Raw genomic sequence first — 26,855 nt, forward strand, 5'->3', positions numbered from 1 at the left:
GGGTGTCCGTGGCTTTTTGGCGCGCGAATCTGGCGACTAAATACGCGCCCCGGTTGTGTGCGCTGTTTCAGGATGATGATGATAAGCGAGGACACGAACATTCTGATTGTGCGTGTCCCCTACCGCTTGCCTTACTTCACGTCATCCCGGATGGCTGACGCCGACTTACCCCCTTTCGCCATGCTGGCAAACACTGTGTCCCGGTAGATCCACGCATGAACGAGTGCGGCGGAGAGATGGGCCAGCACCACGGCAAAAAGCAACTTTGCCAGAAGGCTATGGGCGTCGTGGCACCAGGCATAGAGTGCTGGACTGGTCGGGACAATCGCCGGCAGGTTGACGCCATCAAACATGACAATTGGCAGGCCCGCTGCCGACAGCTGCGCCCAGCCCAGCAGAGGCATTGCCAGCATTAACCCATACAGCATCCAGTGTGATGCCTTTGCGGCAAGCACCTGCCAGACGGGCAAATCGGCAGGAAGTGGGGGCGTGCGGCTCAGGAGCCGGTTGACCAGACGAACCAGTGCCAGCAGTAAAATGGCGATACCCAGCGGCCGGTGGAGGTCGATTAACCAAATCCGGTGATGTAACGACGTCATCATCGCGGCACCGATGAAAAGCATGGCCAGGATCATCACCGCCATCAGCCAGTGCAGGCTTCGCGCCAGGGTATTGAAATGCTGCGGCGCGTGCGCTCGCATATCTTTATTTGAGCTCATTTTACCTCCTGCTTTTGCACGGCTTCGGTGGCCTTGCCGTAGCCGATTTCCCGCTCACGGCGGCTGAAAGAGTGGGAGTAGGCAGCGGAGCGGGCGTTTAAGATGGGATCATCAGACACCGCAACGCCTGCAGGAACGACAGAAGGATCAAAGTTAACGTCGCGGCACGCGCCTGTGGATTGTGCTTCGACCCGCGTCACTTCCAGCGTACCGGCTACCACCTTTTTGCGATCGTCCGGCCATGGCTGGGATGGGTCATCAACCGGATCGCCCGGTTGTGCGAGCTGCAAAACGTAATCCCAGTAGAGTGGCTTCTGCGCCAGGCGCTGACGCAGGTTTTCGAACAGGAAGTTGTCATCGGCTTTCTGTCGTTGCTCATCGCTTATCGACAGGAAAGACTCGTGCGGACGCATCATCCAGCGAACGGCCTGGCGATCCCCCTGCGCGTTCACAAGGTAAAAGGCGTTAATGCTGTAAAACGTCGCGCCCGCGAAGCTGCCGGGCGCAGGTTTTTGTGCCGCCCATTTAAGGTATTTCTCCGCCTCCGGGTACGCTTTCAAAAAGTCAGCCAGACGCTGCGGATACGGTTTGCCGGTGGCCGCATCAACGGCCGTGGCTTTTCGCAAGGCCAGAAAACCTTCCGGGCTGTGCGTGGCGAAGAAAGGCTCGTTGTTCATCGCCATCCGCCATTGTTGCTTGTCATCTGTCTTCAGCAGCAGCGCCATGCTCAGGGTTTTGGTCGTACTATCCGGGGCATGCGGATCGCCAGTACCAATAGAGAATCGACCCACCACGGGCACTTCCTGCTGCGAGAAGAGGCGGGAGGCAGAAAGAGAAACCGCCGAGCCGTTTGGCGTAAAGGTGCCGGCAAAGCAGATGCCTTTTCCATGCGCGCGGCGAAAACCCGGCGGGAAGGGTTTCGGTGTTTCCCCTACCAGTGCCTGGCTGACCGTGCGTGAACCAAGCCAGCCCGCTGTCCATGCAAAAGCAGATGCTAATGTACCGGCGACAACGGCGATTGCTGCCAGCGCGCCCCAGGTTTTTTTGGACCTCAAATCCAGTTTCGACATAGACGTTTTTCCAGAACAAAATATCTTCATCTGTCATGCACAACGTATTGCGCGTGACAGGTGTTAATACAGTGGCGAATATGGCTCGAGTATAGGAACTAAGGGGAGTAAAGAAAGAATATCACGAAAAGTTTAAACCTTTCCGCTGTCAAAAAGGCCGGGTTACTCATCGTGTCGGAAGTTGTGACCGAGTCGGTGACCCAGCGAGAAATAGTGGCGAAATAGATAATAGAGGGGGTTCCATTTCCCCATATTAAATTTCACCCCTCGCTGAGTACGAATTAATAAAGCCTCAGATATGTGGACGCAGGTTATCGTGGCATCAACGGACACCAGGTTCCCATGCGAACCGGTCAGGGGCGATATCCCGCCAACCTTAGCCTCTATTTGTACAGGACACTCTTTAATTCTCAACGAGTTAATCGTTACCGCCTTTTCCTTATGGAAATTCCCGCAGCTAAATTTGTCCTGTTCAAAAACATATCCCATCTTTTTCTTCCATTCCGGTGGCGATGCTTTTCCCGTTTTATTTGCGATAGCTTCAATATTCGGCCAGAGCCTGCTGTCCGGGATGTTCAGAACAATATCGGGGTTACCCGTGATATTTTCATAACACTTTCCGGAGGTGCCAAGCCCGAACACGATATTCCGGTCGAGGATCCACCACGAGGAGACCGGGCTCAGGTTGGTTGAACCGTCAGGATTTTGGCTGGAGATAATGGCGACCGGTGTACCAAAATACAAAGAAGCAAAATCGACCTGCTGGGTTTTCATTTTATCATCCTCTGATTAACGAAGGCCCAGTCTACGTTTTGCAAACGTGCGTTACTTCGGTGAAGCGCGAAGTAAAACACGGCAGGCTAAAATTCCCAGGGGAACTGCAATAGCTGCCTTGTACCCAACTGAGCGAGAACGTGCATAATGCGTCCACCTTTTGCGAGAACGCGTAAGGTTCGTTGTCCCTGCCGGAACAGATTTATTGACTTAAATCATGATGTCTCTTTCATTCGCCGCCTATTGTGTACACCCCCTCCTTAAAACGAATCAAAAATGAAAAAAAGACCGTTCCTGATGGTGCTTTGTGCTGTGTGCTGCTTTTTTGTAGCGGACATCGCCATGGCAAAAAACAGTTCAGTTTCCAGTGAACAGGTTAAAGAGAACGTTATTGCAGAGTCGATAGCATCTTATCCCGGAGTATGCGCTTGTCCTTTTAACCGGGCCAGAAACGGAAGCGCTTGCGGGAGACGCAGCGCATGGAGTAAGGCGGGAGGCTATGCTCCCATTTGTTATAAAAATGAAGTAACAGATGAGATGGTAAAGCAGTGGCGTGAAAATAATAGCTAACCCGCCTCCAGCATCCCAAAACTCACAATCCGCGCGCGTCCCAGCTCTTTTGCCCGGTACAAGGCCACATCCGCAGCGCGCAGCAGGTTGTCGGTCTGGGCATGCTGTGGGTAGCTGGCAATCCCAATCGACACGTCCACCGGCCCAATCTCGGTCAGCCCGTAGCGAATCGACAGCTCATGCACGCCGGTGTAAATCTTCTGCGCGCAGGCGTACGCTTCTGCTTCATCGGCACCGGAAAGCAGCACCAGAAACTCCTCGCCGCCGTAGCGGAATGCCAGTCCGTTGTCATGTGCGGCCCGCTGAACAATTGACGCCACGCTTTTGATCACCAGATCGCCCGCTTCATGGCCGAACCGATCGTTAATGCTCTTGAAGTGGTCGATATCAATCATCATGCAGCTTAACGGCACGCCAGTGCGTATCGCCTGTGCCGTTTGGGTTTGCAGGGTATCTTCCAGATGGTGACGATTACGCAGGCCGGTGAGCGGGTCAAACAACGCTTTTTCCAGCAACGCGTCGCGCAGACGCTGGTTGGCCAGCGCCAGCCCGAGCGCCTCGGCCATCAGCTCCAGATACGCGCGGGAAGGGGCATTGTCCGCCGTGATATTCTGGAAGGAGAGCAGGCCAATGGCCTCGCCCTGAGCGATAAGCGGCACGCAAAGCGCGCTTTCCGCCTGGGATGCCGGAAGATGGTAGCAGGCAATATCCGGCTCACCGTTCACCGGCGGGTGACTTTGCCCGCGTCGCACGGCCCAGCACTCGTCCGGATGGAACGTCGTCTCTTCACCAACCGGCGAAAGCCACTGCGCGACGCAGCGCATCTGCCACGGTTCGCGGTCAAGGACGTAGAGCCGGCCCGCGATCCCCGGCGCGATATTGGGGGCAAACAGCTCCGCCACGTTAATCACATCGTTAAAGTTCTCACACCCCTGCAGCCGCTGGGTCATGCGCGCCAGCAGCTCGCGGATGGCCCAGTCGGCATCGCGCTCTTTTTCCAGACGCTGTCGTGCCAGGCCGTTTTCACGGAAGATGCTGATGGCCTGGGCCATATCGCCTATCTCATCGATCTGGTTGAAATTGGGCGTTTCAACCGCGTAATCCTGGGATGCCAGGCGGTGCACCACGTCGCTCAGGCGCACCACGGGGCGCAGCACGCGGCGTTTCAATATAAAGCCGAGCACAAACAGGAACAGCAGGGCGGTCAGGCCGACCGTCAGCTCAGAGGCGGTACGCAGCGCTTTCGATTTTTTTGTCGCCTCCTGAACGGCGGCGATGACGCGCTTATCGAGTATCTGGCGGAAGTGATCGAGCTGGTTCTGCGCGCGCTCAAGCTCCTGTTCATAGGGCTGACCATAGAGTAAAGCAACGGCCTGGGCGTCTTCTCCGCGTTCAAGGCTGGCGAGGGCGGTTTGCTGTTCGTCCTGCAGCTCATCGATGATTTTTATGCCTTCGCGCAGCAGGGACAGCTCATCATCCGATGCGCCGTTGTCCCGCAGTTTTTCCAGACGAAGCTCGATGCGCTTCAGGCTGTTTTCTGCCTGGTTATATTCCTTGAGCACCTGAGGATCTTTTTTGATGACGTACAGCCGTGCTAAATCAGACTGCGCCCAGATATCGGTTTCAATATCTTCCGTCAGCTGATCAAATTTCTGCCGTTGTTCAACGGCCTGACGCTCGAGGGTATCTGCACCGGACGCCATCAGCATGATGATGCCGGAGGCGATGGTCAGGCAGACCGTGGCCCCATAGGCCCAGTTGGTTATCGTCGCGATTCGCACCAGATGATCCTTTTACGACATGAGTAGGATGGCGTTCTTCAAATTATAGAAAACGTCTGATTTAAGGCGAAAAAAAAGGCGGCACAGCGCCGCCTGGTGTGGTCTTTATCGTCACGTCCTTACAAATCTGGAGGATTTTTTCCTTCTTCGATGAAATCGGGGTCCAGCTCTTCGGCGTTACCTTCGTGATCGCGCCCTGAGAAGAGGTTCCAGCAGGCGATAAACAGCGCGGCGATGAGTGGCCCAATCACAAAGCCGTTAATGCCGTACAGCTCCATGCCGCCGAGGGTGGAGATCAGAATCAGGTAGTCCGGCATTTTGGTGTCTTTCCCCACCAGCAGCGGGCGCAGAATGTTGTCCACCAGCCCGACGACGATCACGAAGAAGCCGACAATAAACAGCCCCTGCCAGATCTGGTGCGTGGCGAACAGGAAGATGGCGGCGGGCACCCAGACAATCGCCGAGCCGATGGCGGGCACCAGAGAGAGGAACGCCATCAGCGCACCCCAGAGCACGCTGCCGTCAATACCCGCAATAGCAAACGCAATCCCGCCGAGTATGCCCTGAACCACGGCCACTGCCGCCGTCCCTTTTACCGTGGCGCGCGACACGCCGACGAATTTGGCGAACAGGTGCTGCTTGGCGAAATCAGACAGCGGTAAGGAGTCGAGGATCTGGCGCACCAGATACGGGCCGTCTTTCAGCAGGAAGAACAGCAGATACAGCATGATGCCGAAGCTAATCGCAAAGCCAAACGTTCCCTTGCCAATCAGAAACGCGCTACCGGCGAGATACTGTCCGCCCTGCAGAGCGACATCGGAGAGTTTTTTCTGGATCTGCGCCGCGTTGGTCAGGTTGTGATCCGCGAGGAAGCCGCTGGCCCAGTCAGGCAGGTGGTTGAAGATGCTTGCCACCACCTCCGGGAACTGGGTGTTGTTCTCCTGCAGTTTGGTGTAAACCACGTTCAGCTCAATGGCGAGCGAGGAGAGGATCACCATCAGCGGAATAAAGACGATCAGGCAGATAATACCGATGGTCAACAGCGAGGCCAGCCCGTTACGATCCCCCAGCGCGGCGCGCAGCTTGTTTTTTACCGGGTTGAAGATGACGGTCAGAATGGCGGCCCACAGTATCGCGGAGAAGTAGGGCGACAGCACGTCGAAGAAGGCCCAGGTCACAAGGGCGAGAATGAAAATAAAGAAACCTTTAGTCAGTCCGTTAAAGCGCATCAGTCAGTCCTGGTTACTCATAAACTGTGTCGACTATAGAACTGATTGTGAGAATTACCAACCTTGCATCGGGTGGCGGCTGCGCCTTACCCGTCCTGCGGGCAGTGTTACGGTATGACTTCGCGCTTTACGGATACCACTTTCGACTGACCGAATACCGCCTTATCCCGCACCATGCTGTAAGTATCTGCTTGCGGAGGTGCTTATGGCCTGGCGTCCGATTCTCTATGTGATTCTCACAACCCATCCCAGACTCAGCGCGCGGCGCGCCCGTTTGCGTCTGGTCATCTAGCTTTTTATTAACAATCGCGGTATAACACACCTTCTTTGGATGTTTAGATGTCCATACGTATAGAAGGTAATATGCAAACACAACAAGAAAATGGGCAGCTTAAGCGCACCATGAAAACACGCCACCTGATCATGCTCTCGCTGGGTGGCGTGATTGGGACAGGGTTATTCTTCAATACCGGCTACATCATTTCCACAACCGGGGCGGCGGGCACGCTGCTGGCGTACCTGATTGGCGCGCTGGTGGTCTGGCTGGTGATGCAGTGTCTGGGCGAACTCTCCGTGGCGATGCCGGAAACCGGCGCGTTCCACGTCTATGCCGCCCGCTATCTTGGCCCGGCGACGGGCTACACCGTGGCGTGGCTCTACTGGCTCACCTGGACGGTGGCGCTCGGGTCGAGCTTTACCGCCGCCGGGTTCTGCATGCAGTACTGGTTCCCGCAGGTGCCCGTCTGGGCGTGGTGCGTGGTCTTCTGCGTGGTGATTTTTGGCCTGAACGTCATCTCAACGCGCTTCTTTGCGGAAGGCGAGTTCTGGTTCTCCCTGGTGAAAGTCATCACCATCATCGCTTTCATTATTCTTGGCGGCGCGGCGGTCTTTGGCTTTATCCCGATGCAGGACGGTTCACCCGCGCCGGGCTTAAGCAACATCACCGCCGAGGGCTGGTTCCCGCACGGCGGACTGCCGATCCTGATGACCATGGTGGCGGTGAACTTTGCCTTCTCCGGGACCGAACTTATCGGCATCGCGGCGGGAGAAACGGAAAATCCGCACAAGGTGATTCCGGTCGCGATCCGCACCACCATTGCGCGCCTGATTATCTTCTTTATCGGCACCGTGTTTGTGCTGGCGGCGCTGATCCCGATGCAGCAGGCGGGCGTGGAAAAGAGCCCGTTCGTGCTGGTATTTGAAAAGGTCGGTATTCCTTACGCGGCGGATATCTTTAACTTTGTGATTTTGACGGCGATCCTCTCGGCGGCGAACTCCGGGCTGTACGCCTCCGGGCGCATGCTGTGGTCGCTCTCTAATGAGAAAACGCTCCCGCGCTGCTTTGCCCGCGTGAACAAAAACGGCGTGCCGCTGACGGCGCTGTCGGTTTCTATGCTCGGCGGCGTGCTGGCGCTGTTCTCAAGCGTCGTGGCGCCTGACACGGTGTTTGTCGCGCTCTCGGCGATTTCTGGCTTTGCGGTGGTGGCGGTTTGGATCAGCATCTGCGCGTCGCACTTCGTTTTCCGTCGTCGTCATCTGCAGTCCGGTCAGCCGCTCTCTGCGCTGCAGTACCGCGCGCCGTGGTACCCGCTGGTGCCGGTGCTCGGTTTTATCCTCTGCGTGGTGGCCTGTGTCGGCCTGTGGTTTGACCCAAGCCAGCGCATTGCCCTTTATTGCGGGATTCCGTTTGTCGCCCTGTGTTATGGTGCCTACTATCTGACCCGAAATATGACATCGCAGGAGCCCGAACATGTCGCAGAATAATCCGCTTACCGCCCTCCTTGAAAAGCAGCCGTTTGTGGTGCTGGATGGCGCGATGGCGACGGAGCTGGAAGCGCGCGGCTGTAACCTGGCAGACAGCCTCTGGTCTGCCAAAGTGCTGATGGAAAACCCGGAGCTTATCCGCGAAGTGCATCTTGATTACTATCGCGCGGGCGCGCAGGTGGCGATCACCGCCAGCTATCAGGCCACGCCTGCGGGTTTTGCGGCGCGCGGCCTGGACGAGGCGCAGTCCCGGGCGCTGATCGGCAGAAGCGTGGAGCTGGCGCGTAAGGCGCGCGAAGCGTATCTGGCTGAAAATCCGCATGCGGGCACGCTGCTGGTGGCGGGCTCCGTTGGGCCGTACGGCGCCTATCTGGCGGATGGCTCAGAGTATCGCGGCGACTACGTGCGCAGTGCGGAAGCGTTCACCGACTTCCATCGCCCGCGCGTGGAAGCGCTGCTGGATGCGGGCGCTGACCTGCTGGCCTGCGAAACCCTACCGTCCTTTGAGGAGATTAAGGCGCTGGCGGCGTTGCTGTCTGAATATCCCCGCGCCCGGGCGTGGTTCTCCTTTACCCTGCGGGACAGCGAGCACCTGAGCGACGGTACGCCCCTGCGTGACGTGGTCAGCGCGCTGGCCGACTCTCCGCACATTGTTGCGCTGGGCATTAACTGCATCGCACTGGAAAACACCACGGCGGCGCTGAAGCACCTGCAAAGCCTGACGTCGCTGCCGCTGGTGGTTTACCCGAACTCGGGCGAGCATTATGACGCGGTAACCAAAACCTGGCATCACCACGGCGAAGCGTGCGAGACGCTGGCAGGGTATCTGCCCCAGTGGCTGGACGCCGGAGCGAAGCTGATTGGCGGCTGCTGTCGGACCACGCCGAAAGACATTGCTGAGCTGAACGCGCAGCGCTGAGTGCTTTGCCGGATGGCGGCTACGCCTTACCCGGCCTACGGATCGCTGACCCTCTCCCACGGGGCTGAGGAATCCCCAGTAATTTTTTTACCTGAAGCGATGAACGTTGCTTCAAAAAAAATTAATAACTTACAGCGACGCCCTGGTCCGGCTGTAAATCGCCGAAGCGTTTCCGTAAGGCCGGGGCGAGGCGCAGGGATGCGCCGAGAGGGCGTGGCCTGCAGGGATGCAGGCTCATGCCCGACCCGATAGCCTGAAGGAATAAGCTGAGGGCACCGCGAAGCGGCGATTTACCGCCGGGAGCCCGGGTCGCCAGGGCGGCGGCGATTGAGCCGCCATGGCACGTTCACCGGTCATGTCCTTACAGAGTAGCAAGAAACATAAAGTGAACGGAATGACCACCACAGCCGTATGTTCCCCCTCACCCCAGCCCTCTCCCTCAAGGGAGAGGGGGTCGTCGGTGCAGGCATTATTTTGTGGGGATTCCTCAGCCCACGGGGAGAGGGAAAAAAAACAACTGCACAAAACCAACTATCCTTTCCCGCTTTTTATCTAAAAACGAATCGTTATGAGCGATTCATTTTTATTCCTTTATCAAAATTCCCGCGTTGGAAATACTGCCCTCATAACAACAAGGGGAGCAGGCACTATGGCAATTTCATCGCGAATCACACTTCTCGGCGCACTGGCGCTGTGGGCATTTCAGGCACAGGCGGTGGACGTCACCGTCGCGTATCAAACTTCTGCGGAACCGGCGAAAGTCGCGCAGGCGGACAACACCTTTGCCAAAGAGAGCGGCGCGAAAGTCGACTGGCGCAAGTTCGACAGCGGGGCCTCCGTCGTGCGTGCGTTAGCCTCCGGCGACGTGCAGATCGGCAATATCGGCTCCAGCCCGCTGGCGGTCGCGGCCAGCCAGCAGGTGCCGATCGAGGTGTTCCTGCTCGCTTCGCAGCTCGGTAACTCTGAAGCGCTGGTGGTGAAGAAAAACATCACCAAACCGGAAGATCTGATCGGCAAACGCATCGCCGTGCCGTTTATCTCGACCACCCACTACAGCCTGCTGGCGGCGCTCAAACACTGGGGCATCAAGCCGGGGCAGGTACAAATTATCAACCTCCAGCCGCCAGCGATTATTGCGGCCTGGCAGCGCGGCGACATTGACGGGGCGTATGTATGGGCACCGGCCGTGAACGAGCTGGAAAAAGACGGTACCGTGCTGACCGACTCCGAAAAGGTGGGCCAGTGGGGCGCGCCAACGCTCGACGTGTGGGTCGTGCGTAAAGACTTCGCCGAGAAACATCCTGAGGTGGTGAAAGCCTTCGCGAAAAGCGCGATTGACGCCCAGCAGCCGTATATCAGTAACCCGGATGAATGGCTGAAGCAGCCCGCCAACCTGGAAAAACTCTCCCGCCTGAGCGGCGTGCCGGAAGCGGACGTGCCGGGGCTGGTGAAGGGCAATACCTATCTGACCCCCGCGCAGCAGGTGCAGCAGCTGACCGGGCCGGTAAACAAAGCGATTGTTGATACCGCCACCTTCCTGAAAGAGCAGGGCAAAGTGCCCGCGGTAGCGACGGATTACAGCCAGTACGTGACCGATCGTTTTGTGAAATAAGGAGTCCGCCATGCTGAATATTACAAATCTGTCTGCTGATTACGGTGGCAAACCCGCGCTGGAGGAGATCAACCTGACGCTGGACAGCGGTGAACTGCTGGTGGTGCTGGGTCCGTCCGGGTGCGGAAAAACCACGCTGCTGAATCTGATCGCCGGGTTTGTCCCTTATCAGCATGGCACCATTCAACTGGAAGGTAAAAAGGTGGAAGGCCCCGGCGCCGAGCGCGGCGTGGTCTTCCAGAATGAAGGCCTGCTCCCGTGGCGCAACGTGCAGGAAAACGTGGCGTTTGGGCTGCAGCTTGCGGGCGTCAATCGTGAACAGCGGCTGGGAACCGCGCGGGCGATGCTGAAAAAAGTGGGGCTGGAAGGGGCGGAAAAACGCTATATCTGGCAGCTTTCCGGCGGCCAGCGACAGCGTGTCGGGATTGCCCGCGCGCTGGCAGCGAATCCGCAGCTGTTGCTGCTGGACGAGCCGTTCGGGGCGCTCGACGCCTTCACCCGCGAGCAGATGCAAACCCTGCTCCTGCGCCTGTGGCATGAGACCGGCAAGCAGGTGCTGTTGATTACCCACGATATCGAAGAGGCGGTGTTTATGGCCACCGAGCTGGTGCTGCTCTCGCCGGGGCCGGGCCGCGTGCTGGAGCGCTTGCCGCTGGATTTCGCCCGCCGCTACGTCGCGGGGGAACCCGTGCGTAGCATCAAATCCGATCCGCTGTTTATCGAACAGCGTGAGTACGTTTTAAGCCGCGTGTTTGAACAGCGGGAGGCCTTCTCATGAGCATCGTCTTCAGTGAAAAAACGCGCCGCACGCGTCTGGCGCTGCGCTGGCCTTTCTCACGTCAAATCACGTTGAGCGTCGGTACGCTGCTGGTGCTGCTGGCGGTGTGGTGGGCAGTTGCTGCCCTGCAGTGGGTCAGCCCGCTGTTTCTGCCGCCGCCGGGACAGGTGCTGGCCAAACTCATTACCATCGCCGGGCCGCAGGGCTTTATGGATGCCACGCTCTGGCAGCACTTAGGTGCCAGCCTGGCGCGCATTCTGGTGGCGCTGCTGGCGGCGGTGATTATCGGGATACCGGTCGGGATCGCGATGGGCCTAAGCCCGACGGTGCGCGGCATCCTTGACCCGCTGATTGAGCTTTACCGCCCGGTACCGCCGCTGGCCTATCTGCCGCTGATGGTGATCTGGTTCGGCATCGGGGAAACGTCAAAAATCCTGCTGATCTATCTGGCGATTTTCGCCCCGGTTGCCATGTCGGCGCTGGCGGGCGTGAAGAGCGCCCAGCAGGTGCGGATCCGCGCGGCGCAGTCGCTGGGAGCCAGCCGTACGCAGGTGCTGCTGTTCGTGATTTTACCGGGCGCGCTGCCGGAGATTTTAACCGGGCTGCGCATCGGCCTTGGCGTGGGCTGGTCCACGCTGGTGGCGGCGGAGCTGATTGCGGCCACGCGCGGCCTTGGGTTTATGGTGCAGTCGGCGGGAGAGTTCCTGGCGACTGACGTGGTGCTGGCAGGGATCGCGGTGATCGCCGCGATCGCCTTCGGATTAGAACTGGGGCTGCGCGCGTTACAGCGCCGTCTGACGCCCTGGCATGGAGAAATACAATGAGTGAACGTCTGACCATCACCCCGCTGGGGCCGTACATTGGTGCACAGGTGTCGGGCCTGGATGTGACCCGTCCGCTGAGCGATAACCAGTTCGAGCAGCTGTACCACGCGGTGCTGCGCCATCAGGTGGTGTTCCTGCGCGAGCAGGCGATCACCCCGCAGCAGCAGCGCGCGCTGGCCCTGCGCTTTGGCGATCTGCATATCCACCCGGTCTATCCGCATGCGGAAGGGGTGGAGGAGATTATCGTCCTCGACACCCACAACGATAACCCGCCGGATAACGATAACTGGCACACCGACGTGACCTTTATCGAGACGCCGCCTGCCGGAGCCATTCTGGCGGCGAAACTGCTGCCGGAAACCGGCGGCGATACGCTGTGGACCAGCGGGATTGCGGCGTATGAGGCGCTCTCCGCGCCGTTCCGGACGCTACTGAGCGGGCTGCGGGCGGAGCACGACTTCAAAAAATCGTTCCCGGAGTACAAGTACCGTAAAACGGAAGAGGAACATCAGCGCTGGCAGGAGGCTGTGGCGAAACATCCTCCGCTGCTGCACCCGGTGGTGCGGACCCATCCGGTGACGGGCAAACAGGCGCTGTTTGTGAACGAAGGGTTCACCACGCGCATCGTGGACGTGACGGAAAAAGAGAGTGAGGCGCTGTTAGGTTTCCTGTTTGCGCATATCACCAAGCCGGAGTTTCAGGTGCGCTGGCGCTGGCAGGAGAACGATCTGGCGATCTGGGATAACCGCGTAACGCAGCATTATGCCAATGCGGACTATCTGCCGCAGCGCCGGATTATGCAGCGGGCGACGATTTTGGGCGATAAGCCGTTTTACCGTCCTTAACCCGTCGCTCCCGTAGGCCGGGTAAGCGCAGCGCCACCCGGCGAAAACGGTGCACAATTGCCGGGTGGCGGCTACGCCTTACCCGGCCAACAAAATACCGCACATTTAAAGGTGCGCCTCAATATACCGCTGATAGCGATTCGCCTTCAGGTAACACAAATCCACCAGCACCAGCCCGTCAACGCAGTTGTTGAACGCCGGGTCGCTGCCAAAATCAATAAACTGTACGCCGCCGGGCTCGCACAGCTCGGAATATTGCTTGTAGAGCGGCGGAATACCGCAGCCAAGATTGCCGAGCAGGGACTTCAGCTTCGTCAGATCGTCCACGTAATCCACGCCGCCAAACTGCGCCAGCACGTCCGGCAGGGAGGCGGGATACGGCTGGCGCGAGGCGGCAAGCGGATGCGTCGCTGGGAACCACAGGCGGTAAAAGGCGACCAGCAGATCCCGCGCGGCAGGCGGTAAGCCACCGGAAATGGATACCGGGCCAAACAGGTAGCGGTAGTGCGGATAACGCGCCAGATAGGCCCCAATGCCGGACCATAAATAGTCCAGGCCGCGGCGCCCCCAGTAGCGCGGCTGAATAAAGCTGCGCCCCAGCTCAATGCCGTGCTCCAGCACGTCCTGCATTTTGTCGTCGTAGTGGAAGAGGCTATAGCTGTACAACCCCTCAACGCCGCGCTTTTTGATCTGCATGGCCGTCGGCATAAAGCGATAGGCCCCGACGATCTCCAGATCGTCCTCATCCCACAGGATCAGGTGCAGATAATCATCGTCGTAGCTGTCGGTATCCCGGCGTTTGCCGCTCCCTTCCTCCACCGCGCGAAAGGCAATCTCGCGCAGGCGGCCCAGCTCGCGCAGCAGCGGGACGTCTTCCTGACCGTTACGCTGCCACAGATAGATGGTTTTACCGTCGCTGGTTTTGCCCAGACATTCGGCCTGCGCCAGCGCGCGCTTCAGGGTGGCCCGGTCTTCCGGACGGGCAATCGCGCACTGGGTTTTAAAGACGCCGGGCACTCCCTTGCCAAGACGCATCACGTGCTGACGGCACTGCTCGGCCATCTCACGCGACGAAAGGGTGGCGCTGTGCCAGTGATGCCACGCAATCTGCTGGCCGATTTTGATCGGCAGCTGGCTATGGCGGCGGCGGAACATCTGCTGCATCAGCAACAGCATCGACAGCGTCGGGGAGACCAGCGTGCTGGCATAAAAGAGCAGGCTGTTATGCGCCTGAATATGCACCGGCAGCAGCGGGGCGCGCAGCTTGCCTGCGAGTTTAATAAAGCCGGAGTGCCACTTTTTATCGCGAATACCTTTGCGCGTGGGGCGGGACACTTCGCCTGCCGGGAAGAAGATCAGCACGCCCGCGTTTTGCAGATGCTGTTCCATCTGCACCAGGGATGTTTTCGCTGTCCTGCCGCCCATATTGTCCACCGGAATAAACAGCGAGCTGAGGGGCTCAAGGTGGGTCAGCATCCGGTTGGTCACGACTTTAACATCGCGCCGCACGCGGGAGACGGCATACAGCAGCGCCAGTCCGTCCAGCGTACCCGTCGGGTGGTTGGCAATGATGACCAGCGGGCCATGTTCGGGGATTTGTTCAAGATCGCGGGCGGAAACGGTGCAGAGAATATCAAGGTGTTCCAGAACTTGCTCCACCATATCCAGGCCTTTCAGGTGGCGGTGTGCTGCGGCAAATTGCTGAAATTCGTCTTCGTAAAACAGTCTTTTTAACAGACTTTTTTGCCAGGGTGCAGGCCTCGCCTGAGGCCAAAGATCGTCGAGAACGCTATCGAGGCTAAACATGATTACTCCTCCTGCCGTCTTGCGAAGACAGTAGAAGGAGCAGATGTCGGTTGTATTGCAGTTTGGTGAAGATTAGCGGAGGATTTTTTTCTCGGCCAGATCCAGCGCGAAGTAGCTGAAGATCAGATCCGCGCCCGCGCGTTTGATCGCCCCCAGGCTTTCCAGGATCACTTTCTCTTCATCAATGGCACCCGCCAGGGCGGCGAATTTGATCATCGCGTACTCACCGCTCACCTGATAAGCGCCCAGCGGCAGCTCGGTGCGCTCGCGGATATCGCGCAGGATATCAAGGTACGCGCCAGCCGGTTTCACCATCAGGCAGTCTGCGCCCTGGGCTTCATCAAGCAGGGATTCACGTATCGCTTCGCGGCGGTTCAGCGGGTTCATCTGATAGGTTTTACGATCGCCTTTCAGCGCCGTGCCCGCCGCTTCACGGAACGGGCCGTAGAAGGAGGAGGCGAATTTGGTGGAGTAAGACATGATGGCGGTGTCGGTAAAGCCCGCCGCGTCCAGCGCCTGACGAATCGCCTGAACCTGTCCGTCCATTGCCGCAGATGGGGCGATGAAGTCTGCACCGGCCGCGGCCGCGACGACAGCCTGCTTGCCAAGGTTCAGCAGGGTGGCATCGTTATCCACGCCGTGATCGCACAGCACGCCGCAGTGGCCGTGTGAGGTGTATTCGCAGAAACAGGTATCGGACATGACGATCATTTCCGGCACGGTCTCTTTGCAGATGCGGGACATGCGGGCGACGAGGCCATCTTCTTTCCACGCGTCGCTGCCGGTGGCATCGGTATGGTGTGAGATGCCGAAGGTCATCACCGAGCGGATCCCCGCGTTGGCGATGCGTTCAATCTCACGCGCCAGATATTTCTCCGGAATGCGCATGACGCCCGGCATGGCTTCGATGGCTTTGTAGTCATCGATCTCTTCTTCGACAAAAATCGGCAACACCAGATCGTTTAAGGTCAGGGTTGTCTCTTCAAACATAGCGCGCAGTGCAGGTGACTTGCGCAGGCGGCGTGGGCGTGCAATTAAATCGGTCATGGTATGCCTGATGTTTGTGGAACAAAGAAGGCTAGTGTACCTCAAAGTGAAGACGGGTGTTTTACTAAAGTGGGCATTTTGCTTTTTGCGAAATGCGGCAGGTCAGGTTTCATTTCATCAATATTTAATACAGGTTAGTATATTACTGATAGGGGGTGAGGTATTCGTGTTGTTTCTATATTAAGTGGGATGCATCATTAAAAATGATCTATTATTTGTTGTTATATATTTCTCCTTCGCTTGTCTGTATTTTAACGTTTTGTTTTTATAATATTTATCTTGAGTGAACCCTGCGTTTGTTGTTTTTGATGTGTTATTGGTCTGGATACGGACTTAATGGAAACATTCATTGAACCTTTTCGAAATGAAACTGCATAATTCCCTCCGCAATTAAATATTGCAAATTCATTGATGGACAAACTTGCTTACGTCCCTGAGGAGGGATGACCCAATGCAAACATGGAAAAAGAAACTCGTTGTATCTCAACTTGCATTAGCCTGCACCCTGGCTATCGCTTCTCAGGCCAGTGCGAAGGATATTTCCGGTACAACTTATAATACCTTCGGATACGATAATACAGTGTCCACCCCCTGGTATTATGGCTATGCCGACTGGGATTACTCAGACGTTACCCACGACGGTGATATTTATCCGGTGATTAATAAATCCACCGTGAATGGTATTATTTCAACATACTATCTGGATGATGGTATCAATGGTCGGGCTAATGCATTAAGCATTTCCAACAGTACCATTAATGGCATGATTACCTCTGAGTGTATGACCACCTCGTGTGCTGATAGTATAGACACCGACGGCACGACCCATTCTCAGTACGATCGTTTTAGCCTGACCGTTGATCACTCCACCATTAACGACACCTATGAGCATTATGCTTACAATGTGGTAAATGGCGATAATACCGAAACCCACTATCTTGATACCTATGGGTTGGGCAATGCAATTACCCTGGATGTTGAATCGGATATTGTTATCCAGAATAACTCTCACGTCGCGGGTATTACCCTGACGCAGGGGTATCAGGAGCTGGATAATACCCCGTACGACGGTGTTGAAGGCGTAGCCAACAGCAGCAACGTCTTTACCGACACGCTACTGGTGAAAGATTCGGTACTGACTTCTGGTGCGTACAGCGATTTAGGTACCAGCGGATTCTACGGTCAAACCGCGAAGCCGAGCGACTATGGTGAAACCAACGCGACAGCGGCAGATGATGCGGCGCTGATTGTGGCCGCCAGCGCGTCTGATAACGCGATGCAGACCAGCGCCACGTTCGATCACTCCACCGTGACTGGAGACATTCTTTTCTCCAGTACCTTCGACAACAACTTCTACCCGAACGGCGATCCGGCAACGGATACCAGTGCAGACGGTATCTATAACCCAACCACCAACGGCTGGGACGGTACCGATAAGCTGGACGTTACCCTGACCAATGGCAGCAAATGGGTTGGTGCAGCGCAGTCGAGCGTCGAGGCTATCGGCACGGCGCAGATGTATGGCCTGGGCTACAGCAACGTAGACTGGAGCGCTCTGTCCCCAAACAGCATTTGGCCAGACTCCACCTATGACAGCAACGGACATGTTGCGGGCGAAGCGGTGTATCAGAGCGGTCTCTTTAACATCACGCTGGATAACGGTTCCGAGTGGGATACCCGCAAGGTGTCTAACATCGACACGCTGACGGTAAATAACCAGTCTCAGGTCAATGTTGAAAACTCAGGTCTGCTGGCGGATACCATCACCCTGACTAATGCTTCCTCATTGAATATCGGCGACAGCGGCGGCGTGGCCACCGACCATCTGTATCTGGACAGCTATAGCCGTGCGGCACTGACGGAAGAAACGGCCGATCTGTATGCCAACACCATCACCGTGGATAACGGTGCAGAGCTGGCGCTGGGGTTGGGACAGGTTGATACGCACAATATGGTACTGACCGATGGTGGTGTGCTGAACGTTGCCAGCCGTGATTACGTGCTGAACAGCGATCTGAACAACGCACGCTATATCACCAACGATAAGCACAATGCCGATTACGACTACGGCGTTGTGGCGATTAATTCTGAAGGCCATCTGTCAGTGAACGGTGACGTCGCCGGTAACTACAAGGTCCGTATCGACAACGCGACCGGAGCCGGTTCCGTCACCGATTACAAAAACAAAGAGATTATTCGCGTCTATGACAATAACGCGGATACTGCAGCCAGCTTTACTGCTGCAAACAAAGCCGATTTAGGTGCCTACACCTACCAGGCGCAGCAGCAGGGTGACGCCGTTGTCCTCCAGCAGAAAGCGCTGACCGACTACGCCAATATGGCGCTGAGCATCCCTTCTGCCAACACCAACATCTGGAATCTGCAGCAGGATACCGTTGGTACGCGTCTGACCAACAGCCGTCACGGCCTGGCGGATAACGGCGGGGCGTGGGTGAGTTACTTCGGCGGTAACTTCGACGGCGACAATGGCGTTCTTAGCTACGATCAGGACGTGAGCGGTATTATGGTCGGTCTGGATACCCAGATTGACGGTAATAATGCGAAGTGGATCGTCGGTGGTGCGGCAGGTTTCGCGAAGGGGGATATCAGCGATCGTACCGGTCAGGTCGATCAGGACAGCCAGACGGCGATGATCTACGCGTCTGCGAAGTTCATGAACGATCTTTTCCTCGACAGCTCCCTGAGCTACACCCGCTTCAACAGCGATCTCTCTGCTAACATGAGCAACGGCCAGTATGTTGACGGCAACACCACCAATGACGCGGTTGGTTTTGGGCTGAAACTGGGCTATGACTGGAAACCAAACCTGTCCGGCTACGTCACACCATACGCAGCCGTGTCTGGCCTGTTCCAGTCTGGCGATGATTATCGCCTCAGCAATGACATGCGCATGGATGGGCAATCTTACGATAGCCTGCGTTATGAACTCGGTGTTGATGCGGGTTACACCTTCAACTACGGCGGCGATCAGGCTCTGACGCCTTACTTCAAACTGGCCTGGGTCTATGACGATGCTGATAACAATGCCGACATTAACGGTGACAGCATTGATAACGGCGTTAAAGGCTCCGCTGTGCGCGTAGGGCTGGGCACCCAGTTCAGCTTCACGAAGAACTTCAGTGCTTACACTGATGCCACTTATCTGGGCGGCGGCGACGTTGATCAGAACTGGGGCGCAAACCTGGGTGTGAAATATACCTGGTAATAAATAAAAGCGGGGGGGAGGTGTTACCTCCCCCCGCTTTTTACAGAAGTAATAAAAATAATATTGAACCGACAAATACGGATGCCTTGAGGTCTGCATGAAGGTTAATGCGAAACCACTTTCTGAATTACGCCGGCTCGAACAGTGTTTGAAATCAGCCAGTACCCCTTTTAAATCTGCTCCAAAACAATTAATTATATCCGGTGAATGTAATGAGCCCCGTACCATCGTATTCCAAACCGGTGTTATCGAAATCTATCGACATTCAGATGAACTGCTTGTGGGCATCGCGACAGCGCCGTTTATTTTGGGTTTGTCCACAGTGATGATTAATCACTGTCAGGAATATAGAGTGATAGCCAAAACATCCTGCACGGGTTTTTATTTGCCCACTGAAACCACCCGTCAACTTATACAACAGCACGCGCTATGGAAAGAGGCCTTCGGTTGGTTATCCTGGATAAACTACATTCTTGAGAAACGCGATATGCAGCTGGTGGGAAATAATTCCTATCATCAGATCCGCGCCATGCTGTTGAATATGGCGGAGTGGGATGAAACGTTGCGTTCAAAAATCGGTGTGATGAATCATATTCAACAAAGTACGCGTATTTCACGTTCAGTGGTTGCTGAGGTTCTCGCTGCCCTGCGGCAAGGTAACTATATCAATATGAGCCGGGGCAAGCTGGTCAGCATCAACCGCTTGCCCACGGAATATTAAGATCAGTTAGACGCGGTGAGCACCTGGGCTTTATTGGCGCTCAGTTCTGCCACCAGGTTATTAATCCCGTCACTCATATTGACGAAACGCGTATGCGGGGAGCGGGTGACCACCACAAACGCGCCCACGTTTGACTGCGGGATCATGGCCATATAGGTGATGAATCCACCGCCGCCGCCGGTTTTCTGAATAATACCCGGACGCCCATTTTTCGGCGCCATATAGACCCACCCCATGCCGAGCGCATCGGCTTTACCCGGCACGTCCATCCCGATGACGCGGTGCAGCTGAGTACGCTGATAAATCAGAGTCTGCATGCGATCGGCCTGGCTGGTGCGAGCGTAGAAATCTGAAGAAAGGAACTGCTGCATCCAGCGCATCATGTCGCCAGGCGTGGAGTAAACCCCGCCGCTGCCCACAGCCGCGAGCGTGTTATTACAGGGGCTGGCGCCTTTCTCTGCCACCATCAGGCGACGGCACTGATCCGGTGACGGGGTAAACGTGGTGTCTTTCATGCCGAGCGGACGGGTGATCTGCTCTTCAAACAGCTGCGTATAGGGTTTGCCAGCCGCCGTTGAGAGGGCATCCGCCAGCAGGTCGAACGCCAGGTTTGAATAAGAGGCCTGCGAGCCCGGTGCCGCTTTCAGCGTGGCGGTACTCAGATAGCTCCAGCGCTGGTCGCGCGTTGGCCAGACAAATACGTCACGATGCGCCGCCCCGCCTGGCTGCTCACGCGGCAGGGCGCTGGTGTGGGTTGCAAGGTTCACAAGCCGGATCGGCGTCCCCTGATACGTGGGGACCCGGGCACCTGGCGGCGCGTATTTGCTGAGCGGATCGTCAAGCTTCACCACGCCCTGGTCGAGCAGTTTCACCAGCATTTCGCTGGTCATCAGCTTGGTTAAGGATGCGATGCGGATAACGGAATCCAGCTGCGGGTGAACGTTATTTCCCGGGCGCGTTTCGCCAAAGCTGCGGAACACACGCTGGTTGCCGTCGATGACGACCATCGCCATCCCGGTCGCGCCGCTGCCGTAATAGATAAGGTTCGCGTAGCGATCGGCAATATCTGAAGCTAAAACGGGTGCCGTCAGCGGTTGGGCTGCCTGGGCGGTAGAAAAGCTCACCGCACACAGCGCGGCAAAAGAGAGCAGACAACGTTTCAACGAAAAGCATCCATGAAGTGAATGAGGAAAGTAATGGGTATTTATACTACTAATCGGAACCGCGCAATGCCCCGAATTGCATAACGATAGCGAGAAAAACGTAACCATGGGTAAATATGAACAATTTACTTACGAGCCATCTCCCATTTTGTGACATCGGGCTTATGATAGGCACCAGTTTCACTCAATCTTACGGAGAACGGTATGTCTGAGAAGCGTGTGGTTATGGTTGTCGATATGCAGAACGGGGTATTTGAAACCCCTCGTCATCAGCGTGAAAAGTGTGTCTCTCTGATCAACCAGCTTACGCAGGCAGCCGACACGGTGATTTTTATTCAGCATACTGAGGCTGGTGGCCTGGAAGAGGGGAGTGAGGGGTTTGCACTACTGCCTGAACTCCATCAACCTGCTGACGCGCTTTACGTGACCAAAACCGCCTGTGATGCCTTCTACAACACCGCGCTTGAGGCGCTGCTGCGTGAGCAGGGCATTCGCGAGTTTGTCATTTGCGGCTGCGCCACCGATTACTGCGTCGATGCGACGGTTAAGAACGGCGTCAGCCGGGGTTATCACATCACCGTGGCGGAAGATGCCCATACTACAGCCAATCGCCCGGCTGCTGAAGCACAGATCCTGATTAACCATCACAACGACGTCTGGCGTAACTTCATTGCGCCGGCGAATCCTCTCGCGGTGAAACGCACCGATACAATTCTTGAAAATTGGAAAGCGAACTAATAATTAACGATCGGGTCTGACCTTTTTGCCTGAGCCAGGAGGCTGGCTCGGGCAGGTTTTTCGTGTGGTGACGTGTTGTACACAGCAACAGCCATAACAACAAGAAGGAAGCATTATGTTTAAGTCTTTTTTCCCAAAGCCGGGGCCTTTTTTCCTGTCGGCATTTATTTGGGCACTGATCGCTGTCATTTTCTGGCAGGCGGGCGGCGGCGCATGGCTGACGCGCATCACGGGGGCGACAGGCGAGGTGCCGATTAGCGCGGCGCGCTTCTGGTCGCTGAGCTACCTGCTGTTTTACGCCTACTACACGGTGTGCGTAGGGCTGTTTGCACTGTTCTGGTTTGTCTATTCTCCGCACCGCTGGCAGTACTGGTCGATCCTCGGTACATCGCTGATTATCTTTGTGACCTGGTTCCTCGTGGAGGTGGGCGTGGCGGTTAACGCCTGGTATGCGCCGTTCTACGATCTGATCCAGACCGCGCTCAGCTCGCCGCATAAGGTGACCATCAACCAGTTCTACCATGAAGTTGGCATCTTCCTCGGCATTGCCCTGATTGCGGTTATCATCGGCGTGATGAACAACTTCTTCGTCAGCCACTACGTTTTCCGCTGGCGTACCGCGATGAACGAACATTATATGGCGCACTGGCAGCATCTGCGCCATATCGAAGGCGCCGCGCAGCGTGTGCAGGAAGACACCATGCGTTTTGCCTCCACCCTTGAAGACATGGGCGTCAGTTTTATCAACGCCATCATGACGCTGATTGCCTTCCTGCCGGTGCTGGTGACGCTCTCTGCGCACGTGCCGGATCTGCCTATTGTCGGTCATCTTCCGTATGGTCTGGTGATTGCCGCGATCGTCTGGTCGCTGATGGGAACGGGCCTGCTGGCGGTGGTGGGGATCAAACTGCCGGGGCTGGAGTTTAAAAATCAACGCGTCGAAGCCGCGTACCGTAAAGAGCTGGTTTACGGCGAAGATGATGCCAACCGCGCCTCGCCGCCGACCGTCCGCGAGCTGTTTGGCGCCGTACGCCGTAACTACTTCCGACTCTACTTCCACTATATGTATTTCAACATTGCCCGTATTTTGTATCTGCAGGTGGATAACGTTTTCGGTTTGTTCCTGCTGTTCCCGTCGATTGTTGCGGGTACGATTACGCTCGGTCTGATGACGCAGATCACCAACGTTTTCGGTCAGGTTCGTGGGTCGTTCCAGTACCTGATCAGCTCCTGGACCACGCTGGTAGAACTGATGTCTATCTACAAACGTCTGCGCAGCTTTGAACGCGAGCTGGACGATCGTGACCTGCAGGAAGTCACCAACACATTTAGCTAATACAGGACGTTGCTATGTCTTTTGCCGTACCGCGCGCGTTACCGTTGTCCTTGCTGGCCGCTCTTGTGCTGGCAGGCTGTGCCGAAAAAGGGGCTGCTCCGCTCAAAAAGGGGGAGAAGCCCGTCGATGTGGCAAGCGTTGTGCGGCAGAAAATGCCCGCCAGCGTGAAGGATCGCAATGCGTGGGCAGACGCGCTGGCAAAAACCTTTGAAAGCCAAAAGATCGCGCCGACCGAGGAGAACATTTGTTCGGTGCTGGCGGTGGCGCAGCAGGAGTCGATGTACCAGTCAGACCCGGCTGTGCCGGGGCTGAATAAAATTGCCTGGAAAGAGATCGACCGCCGCGCGGAGTCCATGCACATCCCGGCGTTCCTCGTGCATACCGCGCTTAAAATCACCTCACCGAACGGCAAAAGTTACAGCGAGCGGCTGGATACGGTGAAAACCGAAAAACAGCTTAGCGCCATCTTTGATGATTTCATCAGCATGGTCCCAATGGGGCAGAAGCTGTTTGGCTCACTGAACCCGGTCCACACCGGAGGCCCAATGCAGGTAAGCATCGCGTTCGCGGAGAAGCATACCGACGGCTACCCGTGGAAAATCGACGGCACGGTGCGCCAGGAGGTCTTCTCCCTGCGCGGCGGGCTGTGGTTCGGCACGTATCACCTGCTGAACTACCCGGCGAACTACGATGAGCCGCTGTACCGCTTTGCCGACTTTAACGCCGGCTGGTATGCCAGTCGTAATGCGGCATTCCAGAGTGCGGTCAGCCGCGCAAGCGGCGTTAAGCTCGCGCTGGACGGCGATCTCATCGCTTACGGCAGCAGCGAGGCGGGAAGCACTGAGCTTGCCGTACGGAAATTATCGACAACGCTTGGTTTGAGCAACAGCGACATTCGCCGTCAGCTTGAGAAAGGCGATAGCCTGGCCTTTGAGAAAACGGATCTGTACAAGAAGGTGTTTGCGCTAGCAGAGCAGAAAAGCGGGAAAACGTTACCGAGGGCTATCCTGCCGGGGATCCAGCTGGAAAGCCCGAAGATCACGCGTAACCTGACCACCGCGTGGTTCGCAAAACGCGTGGACGATCGCCGGGCTCGCTGTATGGGGCTTTAACGGCGACGGCGAAAGCGCAGCGCTAATGCCACCACGCCCAGAATCATACATCCCGCGAGGAAGGGAATCAGGCCGAACAGGGTGCTGACGCCAAAGCCAATCTCAACTCGCGGGCGTCCGTTATCCTGTACCTGCATCAGGTGTTCATAAACGCCTGGCGCATGGACCAGCATATTGAGCAGCTGTGAGCCAGCCCAGAAGCAGAACAGGACAAACAGGGCATACGCGATATTACCCGCCGTGGAGGTTTTTGGTTTTCCGCCAAAAATCGGTTTCGACAATGTAAAGTCAGCCATGATGACCTCCGGATAAATCGCTCTGTTAATACGCTTCGTACAGGGTGAGTTTGACAGGTCATCGCATTTGTCAATATCAGAATCGTGGTAATTTACGCGCCGGAATCCTCCTGGATTGTTGATTTCTGCAGCACATCACAATTTCATGACTTAACTGAAATTGCGTCGCGTTTCAGAATTTCCGTATCTGCCACAGACCTGGCCGTAAAACTGTGAGAGGATGTCTTTTTTTCCTGCCGGAGTTGTTATGAAGCTCACGTCCAAACTACGCCGTGACTGGCACTACTACGCCTTCGCTATCGGGCTGATCTTTATTCTTAATGGTGTCGTGGGCCTGTTGGGGTTTGAGGCAAAAGGCTGGCAAACGTATGCCGTTGGGCTGGTGACCTGGGTGATCAGTTTCTGGCTGGCGGGGTTGATTATCCGCCGTCGTCCTGAAGAGACGACAGCGGATGAGGCGGAGTCGGCGAAGCGCGCCGATTAACCGTTTACGGAACTTTTAAGCGCGCTGTCGGCGGCGTGACGCTCCAGCGCCAGTTCGATCAGGCGGGTGATCAATTCCGGGTAGCTCAGGCCACTTGCCTGCCACAGCTTTGGATACATGCTGATGTTAGTGAACCCTGGCAGCGTGTTAATTTCATTGATCACCACCTCGTTTTCCGGCGTCAGGAACACATCCACGCGCGCCATGCCGCAGCAGCCGAGCGTCTGATAAGCGCGAATGGCGATCGCCCGGATCTTATCGTTAACCGCCGGATCGATATCCGCAGGCACGACAACCTGGGCGCCTTTGTCATCAATGTATTTAGTGTCGTACGAGTAGAAGTCGCTGTTTAACACCACCTCTCCGCAGGTGCTCGCCTGTGGAAAATCGTTGCCCAGCACGGCGCACTCAATTTCACGGCCTTTAATACCCTGCTCAACCACCACTTTATGGTCGAACTCAAACGCCAGGCGGACGGCCTGCGTGAACTCAGCTTCGCTGGTCACTTTGCTGACGCCCACGGAGGAGCCCTGGTTTGCAGGCTTCACAAACAGCGGCAGACCCAGCTCTCCGCTAATTTGCGCGAAGCTGTGTTTGTCGCGGTTGGCGCGGGTGAGGGTCACGAATGGCGCAATGTTCAGCCCGGCATCGCGCAGCAGGCGTTTGGTCACGTCTTTGTCCATGCATGCGGCAGAGCCGAGTACGTCCGAGCCGACGAACGGCAGGTTGGCCATGCGCAGCATTCCCTGCAGGGAACCATCTTCCCCCAGTGTGCCGTGAACGATAGGGAAGACAACGTCGATCTGGGCGAGAGCCTGTGCATTGCCAGCGTCGATAAGCTGCCCCTTCACGACGCCGGGTACGGTGGCGACGCTCACTTCCGAAGGATTAAGGGCGATGTGTGCCGGATCGTGAGCATTCAGCAGATACTGGCTGGCATCGTTAACGTGCCACTGGCCCTGTTTATCAATGCCCAGCAGCACCACGTCGAAGCGGCTTTTATCGATCGCATCAACGATATTTTTGGCCGATTGCAATGACACTTCGTGTTCCGCTGATTTTCCCCCAAAGACAATACCTACGCGCTGCTTAGCCATCTCACTCTCTTCCAGTCTGACGAAAAGCCAATAACATACCACGATGCCCGGCGGGTTTCGCGGCCTTCTGCCATAATGTTTTGGGGAATGTTGAGGGGGGAGAGTGAAAGGAAAAACGCTGCTGACCGTATTTATCATTTTGGCCATCGCAACGGTGGGTTACCGCTGGTTGCCGCCTTACTACAACCCTTTCATGCCGCTGACGCTTGACGACCCGCCGGGCCGAATCACCCAGTATAAGCTTCGGCGCTTAACCCCCGAGGCGTGCGCGAGCCTGCTTTCGCAGGCTAACCAAAGAGATCTCATCCGCACCCAGCCGGTGGCTGACAGCGGCGGCGCGTGTCCGCTTAACAACGTTGTGCGCGTGCGTGACTTCGGTCCGGTCGGCCTGAACAGCAGTTTTCTCGCCAGCTGTCCGCTGGCGCTCAGCTCAGCCCTCTTTATCAGCCAGCAGGCCCGGCCGCTGACAAAACGCTATACGAGCAGCGACCTGGCGCGTATCGATCATCTCGGCAGCTTTGCCTGCCGCAATATTTACCACCGCCCTGACGCGCGACGCAGTGAACATGCTACGGCTGAGGCGCTGGATATCGCCGCTTTTCGTCTGACGAACGGGGAACGCGTCACGGTGCTGAACGGTTGGAAGGCGGCAACAACGCAGCCATGGCTGAAGGCCATGCTGGCGGCGAGCTGCGGCTACTACGGAAACGGCCTGGGGCCGGAGTATAACGCGGCGCATGCCAACCATTTTCATCTGGGCATGCGCGGTTTCGGACTCTGTCGGTAAAGCATAATATTCCGCCAGAAAATGGATGAATTGTGACTTATTTCACAAATATGATGACTGGGAAGATAAAACACCAAAGTCAGTCAGGCCGCATCTCTGGTGCGACGTCAAAACGCGTAACTTGCTAATCTGACGGCGAATTCGCCTAAAAATGAAG

At 56.5% G+C, this 26,855-nt stretch carries 24 protein-coding genes; 14 read left to right on the forward strand and 10 right to left on the reverse strand.

What is annotated here, in order from left to right; all coding sequences use genetic code 11:
- Nucleotides 1-131: 131 nt before the first annotated feature.
- The 3 genes from AC4IC4_RS04315 to AC4IC4_RS04325 all read right to left on the reverse strand — a co-directional run bounded on the left by AC4IC4_RS04315 (nt 132) and on the right by AC4IC4_RS04325 (nt 2,563).
- Complete coding sequence (locus tag AC4IC4_RS04315) at nt 132-719, reverse strand: cytochrome b (protein ID WP_491472213.1); 588 nt, start codon at nt 717-719, stop codon at nt 132-134.
- On the reverse strand, nt 716-1,789 hold the full coding sequence (locus tag AC4IC4_RS04320; protein ID WP_491472214.1) for a catalase family peroxidase: 1,074 nt from the start codon (nt 1,787-1,789) through the stop codon (nt 716-718). The genes AC4IC4_RS04315 and AC4IC4_RS04320 overlap by 4 nt, the downstream gene beginning before the upstream one ends.
- Before the next feature lie 162 nt (nt 1,790-1,951).
- Entirely contained in the window at nt 1,952-2,563 is a 612-nt protein-coding gene (locus tag AC4IC4_RS04325) for a flavin reductase family protein (protein ID WP_491472215.1), read from the reverse strand.
- Nucleotides 2,564-2,839: 276 nt separating this feature from the next.
- On the opposite strand from AC4IC4_RS04325, the gene AC4IC4_RS04330 reads away from it, so the two are divergent.
- Nucleotides 2,840-3,133 (forward strand): hypothetical protein, encoded by a 294-nt coding sequence (locus tag AC4IC4_RS04330; protein ID WP_071884809.1) that lies wholly within the window; start codon nt 2,840-2,842, stop codon nt 3,131-3,133.
- On the opposite strand, the gene AC4IC4_RS04335 is transcribed toward AC4IC4_RS04330, so the two are convergent.
- Both AC4IC4_RS04335 and AC4IC4_RS04340 read right to left on the reverse strand, forming a co-directional pair.
- Nucleotides 3,130-4,914 (reverse strand): diguanylate cyclase, encoded by a 1,785-nt coding sequence (locus tag AC4IC4_RS04335; RefSeq protein ID WP_491472216.1) that lies wholly within the window; start codon nt 4,912-4,914, stop codon nt 3,130-3,132. The two genes, AC4IC4_RS04330 and AC4IC4_RS04335, sit on opposite strands and share 4 nt — an antisense overlap.
- Before the next feature lie 119 nt (nt 4,915-5,033).
- On the reverse strand, nt 5,034-6,143 hold the full coding sequence (locus AC4IC4_RS04340; RefSeq protein WP_024906767.1) for an AI-2E family transporter: 1,110 nt from the start codon (nt 6,141-6,143) through the stop codon (nt 5,034-5,036).
- 363 nt (nt 6,144-6,506) lie between these two features.
- Between AC4IC4_RS04340 and mmuP the strand changes: the two genes are divergently transcribed.
- From mmuP to tauD, 6 genes are all read left to right on the forward strand, one after another.
- Complete coding sequence (gene mmuP / locus AC4IC4_RS04345) at nt 6,507-7,907, forward strand: S-methylmethionine permease (protein WP_008503244.1); 1,401 nt, start codon at nt 6,507-6,509, stop codon at nt 7,905-7,907.
- Nucleotides 7,894-8,826: a homocysteine S-methyltransferase gene (gene mmuM / locus AC4IC4_RS04350; RefSeq protein WP_208763541.1), complete on the forward strand. Its 933-nt coding sequence runs from the start codon at nt 7,894-7,896 to the stop codon at nt 8,824-8,826. Before mmuP ends, mmuM begins: the two co-directional genes overlap by 14 nt.
- Before the next feature lie 649 nt (nt 8,827-9,475).
- Entirely contained in the window at nt 9,476-10,438 is a 963-nt protein-coding gene (gene tauA, locus AC4IC4_RS04355) for a taurine ABC transporter substrate-binding protein (protein ID WP_001018397.1), read from the forward strand.
- A 10-nt stretch (nt 10,439-10,448) separates the two neighbouring features.
- Nucleotides 10,449-11,216: a taurine ABC transporter ATP-binding subunit gene (gene tauB / locus AC4IC4_RS04360; RefSeq protein WP_491472217.1), complete on the forward strand. Its 768-nt coding sequence runs from the start codon at nt 10,449-10,451 to the stop codon at nt 11,214-11,216.
- Nucleotides 11,213-12,040, forward strand: coding sequence for a taurine ABC transporter permease TauC (gene tauC, locus AC4IC4_RS04365; RefSeq protein ID WP_048225831.1), 828 nt, complete (start codon nt 11,213-11,215; stop codon nt 12,038-12,040). Before tauB ends, tauC begins: the two co-directional genes overlap by 4 nt.
- Nucleotides 12,037-12,885 carry a taurine dioxygenase gene (gene tauD, locus AC4IC4_RS04370; protein WP_148768971.1) on the forward strand — a complete coding sequence of 283 codons (849 nt, stop codon included), beginning with the start codon at nt 12,037-12,039 and terminating at the stop codon, nt 12,883-12,885. Before tauC ends, tauD begins: the two co-directional genes overlap by 4 nt.
- A 105-nt stretch (nt 12,886-12,990) precedes the next feature.
- On the opposite strand, the gene olsF is transcribed toward tauD, so the two are convergent.
- A complete protein-coding gene (olsF, locus tag AC4IC4_RS04375; RefSeq protein ID WP_491472218.1) occupies nt 12,991-14,691 on the reverse strand; it encodes a bifunctional ornithine lipid synthase OlsF in 1,701 nt (566 codons plus the stop codon).
- 72 nt (nt 14,692-14,763) lie between these two features.
- Complete coding sequence (hemB, locus tag AC4IC4_RS04380; RefSeq protein WP_023334658.1) at nt 14,764-15,738, reverse strand: porphobilinogen synthase; 975 nt, start codon at nt 15,736-15,738, stop codon at nt 14,764-14,766.
- A gap of 451 nt (nt 15,739-16,189) precedes the next feature.
- Here hemB and AC4IC4_RS04385 point away from each other — a divergent pair, with 451 nt between their 5' ends.
- Complete coding sequence (locus tag AC4IC4_RS04385) at nt 16,190-18,964, forward strand: autotransporter YaiT-related protein (RefSeq protein WP_491472219.1); 2,775 nt, start codon at nt 16,190-16,192, stop codon at nt 18,962-18,964.
- Between the two features lie 97 nt (nt 18,965-19,061).
- Nucleotides 19,062-19,685: a helix-turn-helix domain-containing protein gene (locus tag AC4IC4_RS04390; RefSeq protein ID WP_491472220.1), complete on the forward strand. Its 624-nt coding sequence runs from the start codon at nt 19,062-19,064 to the stop codon at nt 19,683-19,685.
- A 2-nt stretch (nt 19,686-19,687) separates the two neighbouring features.
- On the opposite strand, the gene ampH is transcribed toward AC4IC4_RS04390, so the two are convergent.
- Nucleotides 19,688-20,848 (reverse strand): D-alanyl-D-alanine-carboxypeptidase/endopeptidase AmpH, encoded by a 1,161-nt coding sequence (ampH, locus tag AC4IC4_RS04395; protein ID WP_024906778.1) that lies wholly within the window; start codon nt 20,846-20,848, stop codon nt 19,688-19,690.
- A 204-nt stretch (nt 20,849-21,052) separates the two neighbouring features.
- Between ampH and AC4IC4_RS04400 the strand changes: the two genes are divergently transcribed.
- The 3 genes from AC4IC4_RS04400 (at nt 21,053) to AC4IC4_RS04410 (ending at nt 24,034) form a co-directional block, all read left to right on the forward strand.
- The gene (locus AC4IC4_RS04400; protein ID WP_024906779.1) at nt 21,053-21,586 is read left to right on the forward strand and encodes an isochorismatase family protein; all 534 of its coding nucleotides are present in this window, start codon (nt 21,053-21,055) and stop codon (nt 21,584-21,586) included.
- 115 nt (nt 21,587-21,701) lie between these two features.
- Nucleotides 21,702-22,922 (forward strand): peptide antibiotic transporter SbmA, encoded by a 1,221-nt coding sequence (gene sbmA / locus AC4IC4_RS04405; protein ID WP_148768968.1) that lies wholly within the window; start codon nt 21,702-21,704, stop codon nt 22,920-22,922.
- A gap of 14 nt (nt 22,923-22,936) precedes the next feature.
- On the forward strand, nt 22,937-24,034 hold the full coding sequence (locus AC4IC4_RS04410; protein WP_491472221.1) for a DUF1615 domain-containing protein: 1,098 nt from the start codon (nt 22,937-22,939) through the stop codon (nt 24,032-24,034).
- Here the strand turns inward: AC4IC4_RS04410 and AC4IC4_RS04415 are convergent.
- A complete protein-coding gene (locus tag AC4IC4_RS04415; RefSeq protein ID WP_024906782.1) occupies nt 24,031-24,330 on the reverse strand; it encodes a DUF2755 family protein in 300 nt (99 codons plus the stop codon). The two genes, AC4IC4_RS04410 and AC4IC4_RS04415, sit on opposite strands and share 4 nt — an antisense overlap.
- 247 nt (nt 24,331-24,577) lie before the next feature.
- On the opposite strand from AC4IC4_RS04415, the gene AC4IC4_RS04420 reads away from it, so the two are divergent.
- Entirely contained in the window at nt 24,578-24,814 is a 237-nt protein-coding gene (locus tag AC4IC4_RS04420; protein WP_023334666.1) for a DUF2754 domain-containing protein, read from the forward strand.
- On the opposite strand, the gene ddlA is transcribed toward AC4IC4_RS04420, so the two are convergent.
- Nucleotides 24,811-25,911, reverse strand: a complete 1,101-nt coding sequence (gene ddlA, locus AC4IC4_RS04425) for a D-alanine--D-alanine ligase (protein WP_491472222.1) — start codon at nt 25,909-25,911, stop codon at nt 24,811-24,813. The genes AC4IC4_RS04420 and ddlA overlap by 4 nt on opposite strands.
- 103 nt (nt 25,912-26,014) lie before the next feature.
- Between ddlA and AC4IC4_RS04430 the strand changes: the two genes are divergently transcribed.
- Entirely contained in the window at nt 26,015-26,698 is a 684-nt protein-coding gene (locus AC4IC4_RS04430) for an extensin-like domain-containing protein (protein ID WP_417926935.1), read from the forward strand.
- The last annotated feature ends 157 nt before the right edge of the window (nt 26,699-26,855 follow it).

It is taken from the genome of Enterobacter sp. Taxon_2, from assembly GCF_058355295.1.